This window comes from Spartinivicinus marinus (assembly GCF_026309355.1).
GTDB lineage: Bacteria > Pseudomonadota > Gammaproteobacteria > Pseudomonadales > Zooshikellaceae > Spartinivicinus > Spartinivicinus marinus.
Genome location: NZ_JAPJZK010000001.1, coordinates 1,110,207 through 1,129,685 on the forward strand (window position 1 = coordinate 1,110,207; position 19,479 = coordinate 1,129,685).

Genomic DNA, 19,479 nt, shown 5'->3' on the forward strand with positions numbered 1-19,479 from the left:
TATTAAGGTTTAGCTAAGGCAGCTTTAAGTAAACTATGTCCATAGTGGTCTTAAAGTTAGCTTAGGTATCCTTAAGGTAATCTTTAGATATCTATAAGTATCTTTAAGATTCTTAGCTTAATCTTTACTCAGGCTGGAGGCTTTTTCCTTTCTTCAATACGGTACACTTTTTCTAGCCCTTACCAGCCGTAATCTCTAGCTATATTAGAAAAACAAGTTTTACGTACACTTTTTAACCATTTTTTGTACAAATAACGCTTAACTACAAAAAGTCCCTACCTCTTTCTTTGGCTTTAACCCAAGACACCCTTCAGCAAACTTTTCAAACTCAGCTTCCAGAGCTTCAGCCCTATGTCTCTCCGCCTCCACAGCCCCATCCAGAGCCATCTGCTCTACCCAATACGCAACAGCCCCTGCGACAGCTTCAAGCCTGTCATCGTGCTTCAGGGCTCCTCTGTCGTGTGTTATACGGGACATTTGATAAAAGAGGGAGTAGCTAAAGTCACCCTCACATTCCTTGTAATCTTTTTCTATAAGACGGGTGTCGACTATTAGCCTGTGCTGGCTCATGACAGGCTCAAGCGAATCAATAATACGCTTTTCTTTTTGTCCTTTAGCCCTTTTGCCCTCAACTTGGCAACTGTGTACCTTCCTCAGTATGGGTTTAAATAACTCGATAAACATGCCATCACCGAAGTTATCTTCCACTTGCACCATGTTCACTTTATGCTGCTGAGCAGTGTTCGCCAATTTTTGTAATGTGGAAGGTGTATAGCCGTCCCGATAGCCTCCAGCATCAATTAGAAACTGATAGCCGTGTAAAAACTTGACCACAGCATAGCTTGTCTCATCAGCTCCCCGGCCACTTGGGTCAATAAACATGACTGAGCCTGTATATTCTGCCATTTCCTTGTCCATCCACATTGGCGAGTAAAAGCGGTCACCTGTTAAACCAAGGGTTGGCACTTCTAATACTTTATCTGCTGAGTTACACCAGGCTAAATCAATCGGTGCCCGTTTTAAGTCAAGGGACATCACCATTAAATCAGCTAATTTAAGCGGGTACTTATCAGCATCACTTAAGCTCGTGTCCAACATAAATTGCAGGGCAAAGCCTGCTTTACCATACGACAGCCGCCGTTCAGCTAAATCAGAATCAGGGAACCGGGAAGGCTCTGTTGTAGTGCCAGCTAAGGAAGCGTTGCGAATAACTTTGTCATAAATAAGCGCGGATAAATTGCCTTGCCATTTTTCGATTACATCAGGGTCAGGATAAAGCGCTGTCCAGATACGGACTTTATAACCCCGTTCTTTAACCAGCTTATTATACAGGGACATTTCCGTTTGAGGGGTCCCAAGGAAGGTTATCTCAGAGGTTGTTAAGGGCTTTAAAATAGCATCAAACTCTTTAACCAGCTCTGCTAATTTATCCCTGGCAGTTTGCGTTGCACTGTTATTTAAGACCTCAATATCATCAGCCACAATAATATCAGCGCGTGAGCCTGTCAGTTGCCCAGTAATTCCAACAGATTTAACTGAGGGGCTGTGGTCAGCTGCTGCTGGACCTACATCAAAGGCAATCTTACTGTCCCTCTGGTCTCTCCTGGGCTTTAAATGATTGAGGAAGGGTATTTCATCAATTAGCCGCTTGGTGAACGTAGAGAAGCTGTCAGCCCGCTCCTTGCTTGCGGACACAACTAATACTTTCACTTGAGGATTTTTATACAACCGCCAGAGTACATAAGCTGACGTTATCCAACTTTTAGCTACGCCACGGAACCCCATAATTATTTTTCGTTTGGGTCCCTCCTGCAAATAAAGCGCTATGTCCTTTTGTAACTCCGTTGGAGGCGGTAGCCGTAAATATTTCCATATAACGGATAAGAAGAAGGTAAAATCTGTCTTTAATCGGTGTTCTAGTTCTTTCTCTCTTTGTTTCATTAATTCCTGGTGGGTTAATATAGGCGGGAACAAGGAGGGCTTAGAGCAGCCCTCAACTTGTTTATTTAGTGGGTATAACGAACGTCGTCCGGGTCGAATGGGTCTACTTCATTCAGTTTATTTTCAAGTTCAGCTAGCGGACTCGTTGGGGAAGGAAATTCATTAATATGGTTATCTTTCAGCATTTGGCGAGCCACGTTTAGCTCTGCTGCTTTCATTTCTCCGTTGCGGAGTTTTTCAAGAAGGTGTTCGGCTAGCTCTTTATGTAGCTGAGCTAATAATACGTTTACATCTCTATCAGTCAAAAAGTCTCCTATTAGTTAATTAAAGAGCCATCAGGACGAAATTCTAAGGCTGACTCTTTACCCACAGCAGTTGCATAAGACATCGTAAAATAGCCGTTTTCGTGCTCGATTAAGTTATATGGGTGATTAATCTGTCTAAATAATTCTTCGTAATCTACCAGTGTCTTAGTGAAGTCATCAGTCATTTAGAGCTTCCTTTTCAACGATAGCCACAATTGCATCATCTATTTTATTATCAGTCCGTTTAGCCATTTCTTTTAACAAGGTTAGGATTATTTTCTTCACTAGTTTTGTCGCAAGAAATCGTAAAATAAAACTACTTATCATGTTTTCTCCATCCTCTATTTTTCTTTTGATTTGTTATTCGTAAATTTCTAACACTGTTATTTAAGGGATTTCTATCTTTATGGTCTACATCCTTACCATCACCTTTCGTAGCGAGACCTTTTTTAATCATTAAGCGTCTCGCGGCATTACGCATTGCGCGTCTCTTTTTTTGTTCAGGTTTACTGTGATATTCTTTATATTCTTTTTTATAATTCCTCATTTGCACCTAATAGTGTTGTCTCCATAATGCTAATACGTTTATCCATTTTATAATTCAGCTTGGTTAAATCATTAACTACCTGAGTAAGCGTTTCGAGGTGCTTATAATTAGCTTCTAAATTACTTAGCCGCTGCTCTATAAGAACGACGTAGCTACCAAAGGCTAATGTGAGAGTAACTAAAATTGCAGGGAGGGAGGTTTTAAACCAGTCTTGCACTTATATATCAAGTCCTTCTGTATCTGGTGGAATTGGCCACGTTACTTCCTGTGGTTCATTATTTGTTTGCGGTATATCTCTTAGCTTCTGCCTGTATGAAGACCAAGCCTTTCTCAGCTCCTCAGACAGTTTATTATCGTGCATTTGGGTCCAATCTGTAGCACGCAATAAATTATTTCTGTGGCCGCGTATAATGTCCCAGGTGCTTATCTCTGAGTGGTCCTCGGTAACAACTGGGTTATACAGCTTGTTAAGCATGGTGCTTATGACAGGGGCTTCTGGAATATTACGGTTAAAGTAGGCATCTTCAGGCAGGGACCGGGATATTGCTTTTATTAACGCTTGTTCTGTTGGGTTATCTTCATCAATGAGGGAGTCAAGACCAATATTTATTTTAAATCCATTTTCCAGCTCAATATCAAGTGAGCCTGTATTTCTGTGGTAATTTATTATTTTAAATTTCATGTTTTATTTTATTAAATTCTCCTTCCTATTATGTAACTTGTATCTCTGTAGCCAGTTAAAGCAATGGACCCAACATTGTGTATAGCTATACCGGCTGTGCCTCCAGCGCCACCCGAGCCTAACTTAGGAAACTGCATGATACTGAATCCACGACCTCCTCCAGCACCTGCTGCCCCGTAGTTACCGCCATGGCCCCCTGCCCCACCTCGAGCAGTCTCTCTGCCACTACCACCGGCACCTCCTGCTGCATATCCGCCTGAGCCAGCCCCTCTACCACCGTGACCGCCTGAGCCTACAAACTGATGACGGTCACCATCGTTACGCCGTTGGCCCCATGAGCCACCACCACCGCCTCCGCCACCACCACCGGCATAAATACGTCCACCTGATGTGTTGTACAATTCTAAGCGTTTGCAGCCGTGACTAGGGTTAATCCATAACGCTGTACCACCAGCTCCTCCTCCGTGTCCATTTGTTGCGTGCCCTGTACCGTTATTATTTTTTATTCCATGACCGCCAGGACCTCCGGCACCTTCTTTACCTAAAATGAGGGCATTATTAATTATTTTAACTTTCCTCCCGGCAAAGTGAGTGCCTAACGCCAAGGCCACGTTACTTGTCGTAGAAGCTTGGAAAGTGCCTGTTAAAGTGATTTCAATGTTACTGGCACCGCCAACATGGGGTAGTAAATTCCCAAATAAATCAAAGTTGACGCCTCCAGTTACTGTAGTACGTTTTAATGAAACTAATTTCCAGGTCCCATTTACATTAACGTAGACATCAGCCTCACGCCAGGAGCCTTGTACATTTACATAAGCCTGAGATAGAGAGCGCCAATTATTATTAATATTTAAAAATGTTTCTGACATTAGCTGTATTTAAACCATATATGACCATTGGCTCCGCCAGAAGGATTTCCAGTGCTTATATGAATATTTCCTCGGTGATAAGCAGGCTTATCTTTAACGTATAGCTCACCTGTGATGTATAAACTGCCGTAGACCGTGACATGATTCCACATGCCTACACGAAATTCTCCAGCCACCTTAGAATCATTTCCGTGAATCATAAGGCACTTATGGTATAGACCATCGTTATAAATTGAGCCGTGGCCTTTTCCATAGCCAAGGCTTGGCCACTGAACATAATCATCAAAAGTCCAAGCGCCTTTTATTTCTGGCTTATATTGGTCAACATAGCCCTTTGCTCGGTTGGCTTCTCCATGCGCCCGATTAGCCTCCGACGTTGCCTTATTTGCTTCTGCAATAGCTTTCTCTTTGTGCGCATTGGCTGTGTTCCTATGCTGTTCAGCTTGGTTCTTTATCTGCTCAGTCTGTTTTTTTACAACAACAGTCTGATTATGAATTACACCAGTATTATCACGAATAGCAGCAGCCTCGTTACGAATTGCCCCGGTTGCTATCCGCTCAGCTTCTGCCCGGTTTGCTTCAGTTCGCGCAGCGGGGATGTATTGTGACTGCATATAACCCAAATTAACAGCGTCATTATTCTCAACTGGATTTGCCACGTTACGAATACGCCTATTAATAGCACTGAAGTGTCCGTCTTCTCTCATCTTCAGTAAGCCCTCGGAATAATCGAGCACTTCCTGCGCAACATAAAAGAGCTGTTCATTAGCCATGTCCAAGACTGCCTCAGATAAAATAGCGCCATCGTCAAAATCAACAGCGCGCTCATGCAATGGTGTCTCTCGTTTAACGCGGACCACAACATTAGCTGCTGGCGGTGAAGATAAAGAAACAACATTATTATTTATTGAGCAGCTAACCTCTTTACCAGCTACATAAACTTTAATGTGGCTTGAGTTTAAGAATTTAAAAGGAATAGCAAAGTCTTTAGTTTGTCCATCGGCAATATAATCTTTGTATGATAATGCCATTAATTAATATCTGTCCTCCGAATATTTGGGTAGGTTTCCACCTAAATTATGTAGAAATTGTTGTATGCCTAACATGTTTTGAAAAGGTAAGGTGCGGTATAAATTATTCCAATCCCTTTGTGAAAAGTCATAATTATTACTTAATGCTGCTTGAGCTAGACCTGACACACCTGAAGAAGCTTTTTCTATCCAGTCATACGAGGCGTTACCAGTCCACACATTGGTTGCCAGCTCTGACATACGTGAATTAAAGAAAGGTTCGCCTGTCACCATCTCTGCGGCACTATCGGCAAACATGGGGAATACTGAGGCATACGCCGAGCGCTGAAAAGCAGCCTTAGCGATAGCTTCAGGCTCCAACCGCTTACGTAGAAATTCCCGCCTGTCGTGTCTGCCTGTCGCTTGTAAATGAGTTTGGCCAACATAGACAAGACCAGCAAAGAAAGTTGAATGTAGGAACAGAGAAGCGGTTTGTAGGTCCCTGTGCTTTAGACCATGCAACAACTGTTTTGAGTAAGCAGTGATAGCAAAGGTACGAAATTGAATTAAGGTCTTGCCAAGCTCCTTGCTCATCAAGTAGGAAACGCCGTCACCAAAATCTTGTTCCTGAATTATCCTTCTGCCCCACAAGCCTATTGCATAGGAAAATTTAGCGTAAACGTCAGGGTCCCACTTATCGAAATTCATTTTGGTTAACTTGCCGTTCTTATGCTCAACGTGCCGATATTCATTTTTAATTCTTGCTAATAGCGCATCATCAATACCTAGCTCCCGTAACCTATCTGTTGACATAACTCTTTTATTTTTCAGGCTATAATCCAGAAAGTTTTGAGCCATACCTTTCATAGTTAGGTTTTGCAGCATGTGGTTAATTGAATGGAAACCCGACATGTTAGCTGTAAACTTTCCCATGTGGTCTAATCCACGCTCCAGCTTATCCCACTTATTTGTATGACCATTAAAAGTCGCACCAAAGTCGTCTATTTGATTAGTCACTTGGTGCATAAGCCGACCATTGACCCAGCCACCCATCGCGTCTGAGAGTTCTTCTAACAAGTCATCTTTATAGTTGCCATTCTCCATGCGCTTAATCATTTTACGCAGCTCTGGGACATGCTTCATAAATTGCAGCCACCCAACGTGACTTAAGGCTGGCCCCATTTCCATTAGCTGTGCAAAGCCTACTTGGTTCATGTTCCGGGCATATTGAATCTTTCTTATTGTCCGAAGAATACGGCTACTTCTGGCGGTTGGGTCTGTATCAATGGGACGACCGACAAGGTGGTTATAGGCATCGTACAGTTGCTTTATTTCGAGCTTATGCCGTGTCCGTTCCGCTTCTGTTTTACCAGGATTATAAGCTCGCTTCTTCTCGATTTTCTCCATGGCGGCCTTAAAGGTGCCTTCGCTGTCTATCCCTTGGCGAGCTAAGGCAATGTGACCCAGCATCGTATTGGAATAATTAAGGAAAAGTAATTCTGAGTCATTCTCCAGCAAGTCAGCTATTTTATTTTCGTCCATATCAACACGACTCTTTAAGCGTGTCGTTTTGCCCTGGTCTTTTTCTTTAATGGCCTTTTGGATTCGCTTAGCAATTTCAGCTGCTTTTGTTGCATCGAGACCAAGCTCATTAATTAACTGCTCAGAAATATTTTCATTAATGGCTTTATTTAACTGAGGTAAATTAACATTACCTTTTTTTGCCGTGGTAATAATATCGATAAAAGCCCCAGCTAGTTCTAAAGCAGCTTCGCCTTCAACATTATTAAATGCACCAGCTATGGTATGTTGAACTCTGGTGTAACCGGCTTGTTGAATTTGCTGGACTATCTTTGCGGCGCTCCAGTGTCGAGGGCTATAAAATTCGTTAAAATCTACCTCTTCAGAGCCCCGCACAGGTACAGCATTCGGTATAGTCTCGTCACCTTGGGGTTTCTTCGCCATAGATAAAATACGCTTGTAGGCGTCTTTCAGCATATCTCCATGGGCTTTTACGTGCACATTATCAATGGCTTCTCCGCGAATATAACGGGTTACCATCTCATTAAAGCGCTCTCTGTGCTGGTGCTTCATACTGGACCCAACAGTAGAAATACCTTCAGCACGTAAAAAGTTATTAAAATGTTGATTGTGGCTTTTGTAAAAGGCAACCATGAAGCCATCGGTTTTCATCCGTTTCCAGACGCTAGCCGCTTCTTTAACTAGTTCGCCTTTCTTTCCGCCTAATGCATCTGACATTAAAGCGGCTGAAAGTCCTCTAACTTCGTCTAAATCTGAGCTTAAATTAATGCCTGCTCTGTCAAAGCGCTGCTTACCAAACTCTGTTCCACGCTCTGCGCCATCTTCAAAAATAGCGGCTATTCGTTCTTCTGGGGTTGGAATTGAGCCATCAGCATTAAGTAGCTTTTTATATTTCTTTTTTCCTGCCTCGCTCAGTTCACCGCCAGCCTGTCGTATTTCTTCAAGCTCCTGCACCTGCCTAAACTCATTTACTTTAGCATCAAAGCGGGTACGCCAAGTTGATACGCCAGCCCCCATTAAGAAGGATGCAGCTGACCCAATGAGCACATCTGTTGCGTCATAGGTTGGGTCCTGTGATGCAATATAGCCTTCAACTGTCGCTGAGCTTGCCGCTGTAAGAAGACCAGAGGATAAAATACGTTTAAACCGCGTTACTTTATGGGCTGCTAAGAGTGGCGAGGCTAAGCCCTCAGTTGCCACGGCCATTCCCCAGGCTCCGGGGTCAATTATGGACGCAGCCAAGCCAGCGCTAATCCCAATAAAGGCACCTTGAGACATTAGCGTTTCTTTTCGTTTTAAGGACTCTAAAATCTCATTCTTAATTTGAAAGGCATGACCACGACTTACCGCACTATTAAATTCGTCGTGTAAATCTTCAGGTATCCCATTAATTAACTGGTCGTATTCTTCCATTGAGGGGACCCACGAGGGGTCAGGTACAAGGTCGTCACGGTTAAATTGGCGTAGGGCATGAGATGAAATCCAATGCTCGTCAAATGTGGTAGAAATAAATTCGCTGGTAGAAACGCTGTCCGCTAACGCATCTTCTTTTTGCTCTAAGTAAGCGTTGTACTGCTCGTATTGCCTATCTGAAATAGGCCGCATGGAAGTTATATCAGTATCTTCAGGCTCGCTTAAGATACCTTGTTGATTAGTCTTCGGGGCTGTAAGGAATGTGTCTGTATTTAAAGAGCCTTCTTGCTTCGGCTTTGTTGTGTCTAATTTGATTTCTATTTTTAATTTCCTCCTGCAAAGCTTGTAACTTAGCATTCTTCATTATTTTTGACACTGTATCTTCGCCTTGTCCCATCATTTGTTGATAAGAAAAACGGTAAGCTTTGCCCTTATTATCAAAATATGGAAAGCCCGATTCTTTATCAACCAAACGGAAAAACCCTCCTTCCATGGGTTCCAGGGCTAACTCTTCATCTGCATCAATACCCTGATTCTCTCGTTTATAGTGGTCAATTAAATGATGAAAACGTGTGGTTAAGTCGTCTCTGTCATAATTAAAGCCGAGCAGCCTTTTATTAATTAACTGACCATCAATAACGTCATAGGTATTTGTTAGTCGATTAACGACAAGCTCTTTCGCTTTTTCTGGGGAAACTTTGCGTTTAATCAGATTGGTGTACATAGCCTTCGCGGAAGCTTCAAGACCCGAAAGCATAGGAGGTGCATCTCCCCAATAAGGCGACATCTCGCTTCTAATATCTGCTGCCACATCGTTTAGCTCATTCCAGGTAGGCACAAGGTGCTGTGTGTTTGGGTCATTTTCGACAGCTAAGTGCTTATTTAAAGCTTCTTCCATTGTATCGCCCGTTTCCACATAGGCATCAATAGCAGCATAAGCCGTGGCCTCTTCATTCGATAGATACAAATCAACCATGCCCATTGCCTTTAGCCGCTTATAAAGATTAACCGCTTCTATGGTATTTTTAGGAATATCCTTCTCTGAATTAATGACAGCACCAAGCGAAGGAAGCCCAGCCTGTAGCGTAGCCTGATACGGCTTATAGACAATGCCATTTTTCCGTAACTTCGTATCGAAAAGGTCTTGGCCCTGCTTGGACCCGTATTGCTTTATATATTCATGGTGGCTAAATTGCAGAGCCTTTTGTTGGTCTTTTAGCTGAAGATGCTTAATATTTTCAGACCCAAAAATAGCAAGATAATTAAAGTTAGTCTTGGCCTGTTCCTGTAGCTTTTTCTGCTGATTTAAATAAGTTTGCACTTGGCCAGCCGTGAAGATGCCCTTAGCCACATAAGGCTTAAACCAAGCGCGGGTTAGCTGGTTCTGAGCCATCAACTTTTCAATTGCAGGCTGTACTTCTAATTGCTTCAGCTGTCGTTCAGCTGGCTGCATGGCCTCAGCTTCTGCCCTTTGTTTCTTCAGGGTTGCCCTATGACCAACTGAGAGTAGCTCCGAGTTTTCCAGAGCCTTTGCTAAGGCAGGGTTCCGTCCATTTAATTCTTGTAACTGAATAGCAAAGCGGCCTACATCTTCCTCGCTCATGGCGATAGCTTCAGATTCACGGGCATATTTAAATACAGTGCTTATTTCCTGGTTATACTGGTCTTGATTTATTTCACCTTTATCAAGCAGAGCACCTAATTCCTTTACCTTGGACTCAAGAACATTTTGGCCTAACTCCAAGCGTTGTTTAGCTGCTGCATTTTGCTGGAGTGCACCTAAATGTCCTGAATTCCAAGCATCTATTTCTGTATTTATGCTCTCTTTCAAACGACCATGCGTAATACTGCTGAAGTACTTCTCACGCAGCTTACCTAACTCTTCTTGATACTGCGCTGGGTCACCTAAGCCACCATCAGGTGTGTTTTCCAGGTACTCTGAAGCCTCTTTGATGTACGCTGATTTATTGGCGTGAGCTGTAAGGGCTTGAGATTCAAAGGTGGCTTGCCGCTGTTGTCGTACAGCTCCTGCAAGGCTTTGCGTAAAGGATGTTAACCCACGGATAAGCGCGTTACTTTGAGGGTCTATGGAACCAGTGATGGGAGCAGCAGAGGCAAAGGAAGTTGTGGGCCTAGCGTGGACCTGTCGTCTATATTGGCCCTTGGGTTCTACTTTTTGTCTTACCATAGTTTTGCTAGTTTTTCTGTATAAGTAAAGTTTTTGATAAAGAGTGGTTTATTGTGGATGCAACTAAAAGAGCTTATAACAAAGATTTTTTCCTAGAGTTTTTGGGAGATACTTTGATTATTACTGACAAAAAGAGTAAAACACAGCCTCGTAAGGTCTTTTGGAGTGACTTAGAGTATTTGGACTATTCCAAGGAAGGCAATTTATTTATTAAATTTAAAGGTATCAGTCTAATAACACTACATTACAAGGACGAGTTTTTTGATACAGTACTTTTTGAATGTCTGAAACACAGCAAAATAGATATAAATAAGAAATTCTTTAAATGTAGAGCAACTACTCATTTTGCTTCAGTTTTATTAGTACTTCTTTTTATTATACCTAATTTGACTTATTCGCTTGTAGAATATTTTGTAAATCCTAGTGACATCGTTGCTATTACCTTAGTAGGAATTAGCATCATCGTGATGATTTTTTTTAACTGGTACTTACCTATAGCTGAAGTGACCGTAGACGATAGACATATAATTATAAACTTCAAGCGTTTTCTTAGAAAAAGAGTAGTTAGATTAAAGGATTTAGATAAAGTTACACTGGCAACACAATATGTGTCCGTTTCTGACCGAGTAAAATATAAGAGAAGATATAGACACCTACCGCTGCAGCTACTACTAAAAAGTGGTAAGCAGCTTATGTTATACCCACAAACACCTGAAGAAATAATACAGTTAGTCTGGACAGTAAGGGACTTCGCTCCGAGTGATGTTGAGATGCGCATAGGCAAAGCGATTAAGACCTGAATTTAGTCGAAGGAGCCGCCAGCAGAAGAATAGGCACCCATAGCAGCGCTACTTATCTGCAAAGCAGCCCCAACACTTTTAGCCATCTTACTTGGCTTATAACTGGCGTGTGTCCTTAATCCGTACCGGGCATTATTCCACAGCGCCTGTCGTTCTCTGTTTCTTTGCCAAGCGGATGACTCCAAGTTATTTTCAATTGTGCTAACGTTATTGGCTCCTCCTCTGATTATGTCGCTAACTAGGGAGTCGATGGATAGACCAGAAACGCCAGCTTCCGCTGAGCTAACGCGAGCTTCTGCTATACGCTTCTGGGTCTCTCGTTGTATTCTTATTTTTACTTCTGTAGCCGCGTCGTCTTCTTCGGCTTCTTGAATATTTAATTGAGAATTCTGATTTTTGTAATCTTCTAATAAGGCTTTATTTTGCCTGTCTTGATTGTGCTCTGCGAGAGCGTCTTGAAAGGCGGCTTGCTGGCCTTGCTCGTGTATACTATAAGCAGAGGTTACAGCCGCGATTGCTGCGGGAATTGCTGGATGACACATATATTACTTTTTATATGGAGATTTGGTTATGGATGAATTGGAAGCACAAGTAAATGAATTATGTACTGATAAACAGTTAGTTGACATAGTCAAGCCTCCAAGTTCCTATTCTATTAGCGCTTTTATGTCTGAGGCACATAAAGATGTACTTATAAATGCAGTTAAAAATACTGTAAAGGCGATGGATAAATGTATTACAAATAATAGTAGAACATTACAAAATGAAATTTCACAGAGTCACTATAAGAATGAAGTAGGCGAAAATGAGCTTCGCATAATCGGCAACACAGTTAAGAAACTTTGTACAAAAAAAGGGTGGAGTGTAATTGTGACCTATAAGGAATCTCCTAATGATACAACACCTCACTATATAAATTATGTCTTCAAGAAAATTAAATGGGACATTTAAATATTCAAGCCTATTCGGACATGCTTGAAGAAAAAGAAAATATTTGAAATGTATTAGTGCCAAAAACCCCAAAGGCGCCTAAAGTAGCTCCTAAATATTCAAGCCAAGATATGGCTACTGTATTTTTAGTAGAAACAGCATTCGTAAGGTAGCCATATTTATTTAACCAGTTATTTATGTATTTTTTTCCTAGCTTACATAAAGCCATGCCCTTATTTTCCAATTCTGCACTACCAAGGAGCCAAGGAATAGCTTGTCCGTCCTGCTCAGCAACGCCAAACATAGCAATAGGCTTTCCATTTTTCCATGCCGTGTAACACTCCAGGCCCCAGTTTAGTCCACGTAAAAGGGCATCTAATGGCTTACTTCCAAGGGCTTCTAGCTCGTCTAAATCTTGCTGTCGTAACCTTGAAGCCAATAAATAGCAATCACTTTTATCTGTTTCTCTAATTTCTATCAAATAAGTATTCCTCTTAATAATTATATAACTTTTATTTCTCTTATTGATGTTTGGCTGCTTTATATTACACTTAGTTGAGATACCCTATCTATGGTCGTATTCCGACATGCCATGTAAATTGCGATATAAAGTAATAAATGAGATAACACATGTATTTCTTACTGGAGAATTGACTCAAAGCATTAAATCTAACCTGAGTAATAGTATTGAAAAAATAATAACACACTGCCCCAAAATTATTCACCTAGATATTACAGGTATTAAGTACATTGACTCTGCGGGCATCGGTGAATTATTAGTTATTCATTCCATGCTTTATAAACGTGATGGTAGGCTTGTTATAGTTAACCCATCCCCTGAATGCAAAGAAATATTAAATACTATTCTTCGCAATATTATTGAAATAAAAACTTCTGAGAGTGTTACATAGAATTAACTATATAGTGCCTGACAGAAAAGTAGTCTAGTTTGCCAGTTGAAGGGGCAACTATTTTGGTCTTATAAGTTAATATTACTCATTTATGACTGTTTTTGACTTGGGCATATAAAATAAGGTTGTTTTTTGATCAAGCTTCTTTAGAATCGTCTTTTCACAGACAGCCAAACCTAGCCAGTTAGGCAAAGGCTCACTGGAAAATTATTTTAAATCTCAGTTAAGGACTATTAAGCTGCTTTTTTACGTATTCTTTTGGCTTGACGGTATTGCTCCTCTTTTTCTTGTTTATACAATAAGGCACCTAACTTTTGGATATTTCGTGCTAATACAGCAAATGAAACGTAACGCCTGAAGCCATTAATACCGCTATCTGGACATCGGTCAAGGCCATGTACTTCAAGCGCATTAATAGCAGACTCAACCGCTGAGTGCTGCTTTCTTGCTTTTTTGAAAGCCTCATCGTTTTCACGTTCTGTTTCCTTTTTTGATAAACGTCCTTTTTTAGGCAGCACTACCCGATTTAATTCTTCGGCCAACTTCAACTGATTCTCAGGTGAATGAAACCCTTTATCAAAACTGCACTGGTTGAGCTCAGGGAATTTAGCTTTGGTTGCTCTGATCATGACGATGGCAACATCAACATCTTGCTCTTTTTCCATCACACGATGGTGAAGAATAAAGCCATGCTGACATTCCATAACACACACTTTAATACCTAATTCCACTGGTACCCCTGCTTTCCCTTTGCTCACCCACTCAGTGTGAGGTTGAAATATTGAGTAAACTTTTTCATCAGCTGGGACTTTTTCATCTTCGACTACTCGCCTGTGAATTTGCGACACCTGCCGTTTAGCATGAGAAAGATTGTTGGCAATATTTCGTAATAACCAAATCGGGGCTGCTATGGCTTTAAGCTTATCCAATGTGAGTTCAGCTTTATCAATAAACCATTGCGCTTTATTCAGATAGTTGATATGTGTCTCACGTTTCTTGTCATCGGCATTTTTTGCTTTTGATTGGTTGCTTTGCCTTGCCTGATTAAAGCATTTTTTAAGTGACTTCAGATTGTGCCTATGTTGTCGCCAATCACTTAAATGGTAGTTTTCGCCCATATCAGCTAGTTGATTAATCACTTTTCTCATTGCATCCCATAATAAACTGATATCAGTGGGATAATGAACAGCTGTTTCTACCACAAATGAGTCACAACGCCCTTCAAGGCTTGCTTCTTCGTTTTTTTTTAACAGTTTATGCCCTGTCTCGACGACAACTGTGTTAATTTTGTCCAGAATTTCTGGGGTCAAAAGAGAGACGTTATCTTTTATGGTCTGCAAGTGATATTCTGTCAGATCTTCCCAATTGACACCATGCCCTAACATCGCTCGAATAGTTCGATGCTGATTCACTAATTCATGCAAACGATCATAGTCACAATTTAAGTTGATGCGCAAAACCCCCATCACCAGTATTTTCCAAAGTTCCATGCCTGGCCTTCCAAGTCTTGGATTCGTTTTACCCACTATAGACTCCTCTAAAATAGTGAATACCTGCTCTCTAACTTCGGGTGTAATATAAATGTACTGTAATCCCTTTAACAATTGAGGCACATCATCTCTAGACTTCGGGTCAAACTTGATCTCGGTAATATCTGTTTGGCCGAATTGAAGTTGTGGGTTTTGGACTTGCCTCATATCGTATTCTCCGCGAAGTTTGGCTGGTTTTAACTAAAAACCTAGGCCGATTCATTTTTATGAGGACTTAATATAGCAATCTTCGATGACGGATTTATGATGAATTATCTTATTTATCAATCAGTTATGATTTTTCGGTCAAGCACTATATAGTTAAATTCGTTGATTCCTTTTGTAAAATCGAGCTGTCCACTGTGCCGCCTGAAATGTAAGTGGTAAATGTGAATCAGAGTGAAGCGCTATTTTTACCTTGCTTGCCTCTGACTGGATATTAAAAGAGAACTTGCCGCTTTCAATGGGCACCCGTGAAATACGGTTTCTAGTGGACCCAATAAGGCGACCTGTAAATGTGTAGCTTTGCTCTGGTCTGGCTTCAGGTTCGACGGATGCCTGAAAGAACCCACTGTCAACGTAGGACACCGTAAAGCGCTTAAGCTGCAAACGACCATCTAAAATAGCTACCTTATTCCCATCAGTTGCTACCTGTTCAGAAAAGAGATAATAAAAGCGGTAAGGTATGCCAATGTAGCAGTCCTGCTTAGCGCCACCAGCAAAGAATGCAGTTAACCTGTCGCCTTCATAAATGTTGCCCTCAATATCTACGGCTCGTGTCCTGTTATCCTGATATGGCCTGCTGCCACCTTTAGGAATAAAGCAGCGTCTATCCAAATTTATTTCTGTCGGGAACGAGCGTGAAGAGGGCTCATTAATCTGTGTTAACGTGATGCGTTCCAGGCACACACCATCTGTCCTGTCGATAACTAAAATTATGTTCGACTCCATAAAAGAAGCTGCCAGAATAACGCCGTCAACCTCCCAGCGGGACCAAGAGCTTTGTAGCTTTTCGTTCCCTTGCCAGTAGTAGTTATATACGTAGAGTGAGCTTGGGTCCTGGTCTGTGACAGTAAGTAGCATATCCTCGTTTGAAGAAGCCGACAGGTGCCTTACGCTGCCTTTAATATACGTCGGGCAATGTGAAGTAATATCAGCAGCGTCATTAACCTTACTTTCAGGGTCCACGTAATATTCCCTTATACCTGCTGCATTACCACGTCTTGTGGAGAAATAAACGTTCTTACCAGCACCTACAGGCTTAGCTTTAAGCTCACACTCAAAACGTGTTGTAACATCGACAGAAACTTCTTCTGCTGTTAATCGGTCTTGCCCACGAATAATAAATTGGGTTAAATCCGAGAATAATAAAAGAGTCTCATTAAAAGGGACTGCATGACGTAATAAGGATACTGTGTCATTGGTTACAGCAATATCTATCGGGTTGGTGTCCAGCATTTGAACTACTGTTGCAGGGTAGAAATTATAATAGGACCCAAGCTCACTAAAAATAATATTCTCATCTGAGAGTAAACCAAGCCTATTTTTAAAGAAGAAAATATCACTAATGGGCTTATTGATAAATGAGGGTTCAGGTGCTGTGTCCTCATCACCAGCCTTTCTTGCGTTCCAATCGATAGCTTCAAAAGTAAATGTTCCGTCAGCATTGGACACTAAACGGTGCGGCATAGTTTGATAAGATGGACGCCTATTTAATCCTGGCTTAGCTACTTCAACCCATGAGCCCGACGTTCTTTCTCCTTTAGTATTTTCTTGATACTGCACATAATAATCATCATCAGCTACGCCATTTTCGCCAGCCACCTTAATTGTGAAACCGTGGAAACAAGTGGCGGGTAAATGGGTAAATGATTGGACACGGCCTTTACAAGCAAAAATAGCCTTATCACCTAAGCTGTCGCTGCAAGTTAACGTAAAGTCTGCGTTAGCATTTTTTGCAGTAATTGATATGACATTATCCTTTTGTGCCACTGTAAAAGAAGCACTTAGTTTTTTACTTAACTGTGAATACAGTCCTTCAGTAATCGCTACAGTAGAAATTTCCGTTCTATTTTTATCGCTTGTTTTAACTTGTCCTTGAAGAACACCATTAATATTAACATTATATGTTGTCCCGTAGTCGCCCACACGAACATGCACAATACCCATTTTATTTGTAGGCGTTGGCGCTGGAAGAATATCGCCTGTCTCACTCCTATACCCAATTAGGCGAGTACTTGTCGTGCTCCTGACAATCCCGCTAGTTTGCTTGTAGGTACACCTTGGGTTTGTCTTCTCTGTAATCCTCTCGACGCCCTCCCGCTTATCTCTGTAATACGTGCGGGTATCCCAAGTGAGGTAACTTGTAGCGCTCTCGTCGACTACTGGGAACGGCTGCTGACCACTATTTAAGGGTATTTCGACAGCATGGCCGTTATTAACTACGTGAAGCCCTGTGTCATCTCTAAGCTTAGCTGCAAGGTACGAAGCGAAACCCGAGGCACCACCATTCTCGGCTGAGTAGGAATAGGTACGGCCACCAATGCGACATTTATAAAGTGACCAACAACGAAACCATTTTTCCCTTTTCCACAGCTCATCTTTGTAAGCTGGCACGATAGGCGTAATTGTTATTGTTTGGTATCGCTGGTTAACCGGCGTGAGCTTTATATTCTTGGTTGGGTCGTAGCTTCTGACTATACGCTCTTTGTTAACTATAAAAGTGTAGTCGGCTACTGTGACAGCTGAAAAGGCTGTTGATGGGTCATGTGCTTTTAAATAAGTTACGCCACTTGGCTTTTTAACTGTCCGCTCTTTTCCGTTTAAATCAAAAACACGAATATCACCGTTAGCAATGACAGCAATATATTTTTCCCATTTATCTCTGTTTATTGTGTGGATAAAAGAGCCGGTAAAACTAGAGCTAGATATTCTTGCTAAGTGCTCCGTTGGTGGTCTTTTTTGCAGCCCATAGACTACACTAGATAGGCCATTTATCTGTTCCTCACATTGGGTCGGCAAACGGATGCCCGGCGGTTGCTGCGAGACTCCATTAATTAAGTTAGGTATTGGTTTTTCAATTAGCACTAAAATAAATCCCGTTGTAAGTCATACCTCATCGGTCCGTGGAATATGTTGTATTTTTCTGTGTCTACTTCATCTAAGAAGAGTCTTCTTGCTTCTTCCTCGTCTTGCTTTTGGTAGCCGTGTAAATCATTAGCACCTATTATTCTATCTTGGAAAATTCGAGCAGCTTTAAGCGTGATATAATTACGCGTTGTGACTGTCAGTTCATCAAAGGGAAGCTTCAGGACTAAGTTAACTACGACACTTGCTGAAAAGGTAAATGATTGTTCTTTGCTGTTATAAAGCTTTTGACCTCTTTGTTTTACATACCCGTTATCAGTAAGTGGACCACAGACTTTTAAGGTGTTATCAGGTAAGTGAATTATTCCATCAATGTCTCGGGATAAGCGAAAGTTCTTTTCTGTATTGAAAGGGTAACCAATAGCCTGTATCTTTTCATTTTGTTGGTCCAGTAAATCGAGTGCTATTGCTGCTTCCAAAAGGCCGCTGTCTAATGAAGTGACCGGACTTTCGCCTATTGATTGCAACATTTCATTTACTGCGCTTAAAACAAATATGCTCATATAGTTAGACAAAAAATAAGAGGGGGAGCTAAGTACTCCCCCGATTTAAATTAACCGGCTTTATTAATTGTCATTGCACACGCTGGGCGTAAAATGTTATGACCCATGGCGTACTTAGCAACAAAAAGCCAACCTTGGCGACTTAACTGATATTCACTCTCGGTCTGCAAGTCCATTAACTTCACGGTACATATAGCACTTGGTGACATAATTAAACCAATTACCTTGGAGAAATCACCCCGATAAGCTTCAGGACGCACACGTGACTCAGGTGTGCCTACTAAGCCTGTAGTCTCATTAGCGTTAGGCATGTTATTACTTTTGAACAGTTTAAAGCCTGCCAATTCAGCAACTGTGCCTTTCGCTACAGAGCCTTCACCACCAACATCACGGTGAATGTGAATTAATTTAGAAATATCTGTATCATTAAAAAGGGCGTAGTAAGTAGAAGGAGGTAATATGCACACAGCTTCCTCGTCTACATCTTTCGTATCCCATTCTTCAGCAGCTTGCATTAAAGCCGCAAAGACTTTAGATGCTTTTGTTTCATCACCTTTTGCTTTGAGTGCAATATTATTAGTGAAGGTTTCACCTTTTACTGGGGTAATACCAGCAGCAATGCACTGCTCTTCGTTTGTAATTGCAGCCGCTTTACATGCCATACGGATAATATTTTTATCAGCCGTGTTTGATAATGCCTTGGCGCACTCAGTGGTATAAATGGACCTAACATCATAATGATTCATAGCCTCGTCTAAGTTATCAAGGAAGACTGGACTAATTAACAGCTCATCAATTGTTGCTGTCCGTTTAGCATGTGCCATTGGGTCAGCTTCAATCTCTTGACCAGGAATATGATATTTAGCACCCGTAGTACCTACCATAGGAAAGGAATAAGACCGGCCATTTTTAATTGTTTTAACTCGGTGCTTGTCCATCATAATATTTTTCTTTTTGAAAGCAGTTAATACTTCACCTGCAAAAAGCTCTTGGAATAAAGCACGTTTATCACCAGCAATATTTTCTTGGCCAGTGAAAGATACGGTTTGATTTAAGGGAAAGTTTGTATTAGTTGTCATTTAGTTCCATTGCGGATTAGGTGGTGTCGCTCGAATGGCAACACCGAAGATTGTTTAGGAAGGGTAAAAATAAAGGAGGGAGG

At 41.4% G+C, this 19,479-nt stretch carries 20 protein-coding genes; 3 read left to right on the forward strand and 17 right to left on the reverse strand.

Going from position 1 to position 19,479, the window contains the following annotated elements:
* Positions 1-258: 258 nt before the first annotated feature.
* The 11 genes from terL to OQE68_RS05300 all read right to left on the reverse strand — a co-directional run bounded on the left by terL (position 259) and on the right by OQE68_RS05300 (position 10,497).
* On the reverse strand, positions 259-1,941 hold the full coding sequence (gene terL, locus OQE68_RS05255; RefSeq protein WP_266195531.1) for a phage terminase large subunit: 1,683 nt from the start codon (positions 1,939-1,941) through the stop codon (positions 259-261).
* Between the two features lie 65 nt (positions 1,942-2,006).
* Entirely contained in the window at positions 2,007-2,246 is a 240-nt protein-coding gene (locus tag OQE68_RS05260) for a hypothetical protein (protein ID WP_180572229.1), read from the reverse strand.
* Positions 2,247-2,257: 11 nt separating this feature from the next.
* On the reverse strand, positions 2,258-2,431 hold the full coding sequence (locus tag OQE68_RS05265; RefSeq protein WP_180572228.1) for a hypothetical protein: 174 nt from the start codon (positions 2,429-2,431) through the stop codon (positions 2,258-2,260).
* Positions 2,424-2,573, reverse strand: coding sequence for a hypothetical protein (locus tag OQE68_RS05270; protein WP_266195532.1), 150 nt, complete (start codon positions 2,571-2,573; stop codon positions 2,424-2,426). The genes OQE68_RS05265 and OQE68_RS05270 overlap by 8 nt, the downstream gene beginning before the upstream one ends.
* The gene (locus OQE68_RS30735; RefSeq protein ID WP_353620489.1) at positions 2,563-2,793 is read right to left on the reverse strand and encodes an HNH endonuclease; all 231 of its coding nucleotides are present in this window, start codon (positions 2,791-2,793) and stop codon (positions 2,563-2,565) included. The genes OQE68_RS05270 and OQE68_RS30735 overlap by 11 nt, the downstream gene beginning before the upstream one ends.
* Entirely contained in the window at positions 2,780-3,010 is a 231-nt protein-coding gene (locus tag OQE68_RS05275) for a hypothetical protein (protein WP_180571971.1), read from the reverse strand. The genes OQE68_RS30735 and OQE68_RS05275 overlap by 14 nt, the downstream gene beginning before the upstream one ends.
* Positions 3,011-3,475, reverse strand: coding sequence for a tail fiber assembly protein (locus OQE68_RS05280; RefSeq protein WP_180571970.1), 465 nt, complete (start codon positions 3,473-3,475; stop codon positions 3,011-3,013).
* 11 nt (positions 3,476-3,486) lie between these two features.
* Positions 3,487-4,344 (reverse strand): hypothetical protein, encoded by an 858-nt coding sequence (locus OQE68_RS05285; protein ID WP_266195533.1) that lies wholly within the window; start codon positions 4,342-4,344, stop codon positions 3,487-3,489.
* Positions 4,344-5,375, reverse strand: coding sequence for a phage tail fiber domain-containing protein (locus tag OQE68_RS05290; protein WP_180572028.1), 1,032 nt, complete (start codon positions 5,373-5,375; stop codon positions 4,344-4,346). Before OQE68_RS05290 ends, OQE68_RS05285 begins: the two co-directional genes overlap by 1 nt.
* Positions 5,376-5,378: 3 nt before the next feature.
* Positions 5,379-8,666 carry a hypothetical protein gene (locus tag OQE68_RS05295; protein ID WP_266195534.1) on the reverse strand — a complete coding sequence of 1,096 codons (3,288 nt, stop codon included), beginning with the start codon at positions 8,664-8,666 and terminating at the stop codon, positions 5,379-5,381.
* Complete coding sequence (locus tag OQE68_RS05300; RefSeq protein WP_180571651.1) at positions 8,548-10,497, reverse strand: hypothetical protein; 1,950 nt, start codon at positions 10,495-10,497, stop codon at positions 8,548-8,550. Before OQE68_RS05300 ends, OQE68_RS05295 begins: the two co-directional genes overlap by 119 nt.
* Positions 10,498-10,550: 53 nt before the next feature.
* Here OQE68_RS05300 and OQE68_RS05305 point away from each other — a divergent pair, with 53 nt between their 5' ends.
* Entirely contained in the window at positions 10,551-11,297 is a 747-nt protein-coding gene (locus OQE68_RS05305) for a hypothetical protein (RefSeq protein ID WP_180571650.1), read from the forward strand.
* 2 nt (positions 11,298-11,299) lie between these two features.
* On the opposite strand, the gene OQE68_RS05310 is transcribed toward OQE68_RS05305, so the two are convergent.
* Positions 11,300-11,839: a virion core protein, T7 gp14 family gene (locus tag OQE68_RS05310; RefSeq protein WP_180571649.1), complete on the reverse strand. Its 540-nt coding sequence runs from the start codon at positions 11,837-11,839 to the stop codon at positions 11,300-11,302.
* Between the two features lie 28 nt (positions 11,840-11,867).
* Here OQE68_RS05310 and OQE68_RS05315 point away from each other — a divergent pair, with 28 nt between their 5' ends.
* A complete protein-coding gene (locus OQE68_RS05315; RefSeq protein ID WP_180571648.1) occupies positions 11,868-12,248 on the forward strand; it encodes a hypothetical protein in 381 nt (126 codons plus the stop codon).
* Between the two features lie 10 nt (positions 12,249-12,258).
* Here the strand turns inward: OQE68_RS05315 and OQE68_RS05320 are convergent, their stop codons facing one another.
* Positions 12,259-12,708 (reverse strand): hypothetical protein, encoded by a 450-nt coding sequence (locus OQE68_RS05320; protein ID WP_180571647.1) that lies wholly within the window; start codon positions 12,706-12,708, stop codon positions 12,259-12,261.
* A 106-nt stretch (positions 12,709-12,814) separates the two neighbouring features.
* Between OQE68_RS05320 and OQE68_RS30740 the strand changes: the two genes are divergently transcribed.
* Positions 12,815-13,138: an STAS domain-containing protein gene (locus OQE68_RS30740; protein WP_180571646.1), complete on the forward strand. Its 324-nt coding sequence runs from the start codon at positions 12,815-12,817 to the stop codon at positions 13,136-13,138.
* Positions 13,139-13,371: 233 nt separating this feature from the next.
* Here OQE68_RS30740 and OQE68_RS05325 read toward each other — a convergent pair whose 3' ends face one another.
* The 4 genes from OQE68_RS05325 to OQE68_RS05340 all read right to left on the reverse strand — a co-directional run bounded on the left by OQE68_RS05325 (position 13,372) and on the right by OQE68_RS05340 (position 19,396).
* Entirely contained in the window at positions 13,372-14,835 is a 1,464-nt protein-coding gene (locus OQE68_RS05325; protein WP_266195432.1) for an ISNCY family transposase, read from the reverse strand.
* Positions 14,836-14,988: 153 nt separating this feature from the next.
* The gene (locus OQE68_RS05330) at positions 14,989-17,754 is read right to left on the reverse strand and encodes a phage nozzle protein (RefSeq protein ID WP_491907758.1); all 2,766 of its coding nucleotides are present in this window, start codon (positions 17,752-17,754) and stop codon (positions 14,989-14,991) included.
* Positions 17,754-18,317: a phage tail tubular protein A gene (locus tag OQE68_RS05335; RefSeq protein ID WP_266195536.1), complete on the reverse strand. Its 564-nt coding sequence runs from the start codon at positions 18,315-18,317 to the stop codon at positions 17,754-17,756. Before OQE68_RS05335 ends, OQE68_RS05330 begins: the two co-directional genes overlap by 1 nt.
* Positions 18,318-18,367: 50 nt before the next feature.
* Positions 18,368-19,396, reverse strand: a complete 1,029-nt coding sequence (locus OQE68_RS05340; RefSeq protein WP_180571854.1) for a major capsid protein — start codon at positions 19,394-19,396, stop codon at positions 18,368-18,370.
* Between the last annotated feature and the right edge of the window lie 83 nt (positions 19,397-19,479).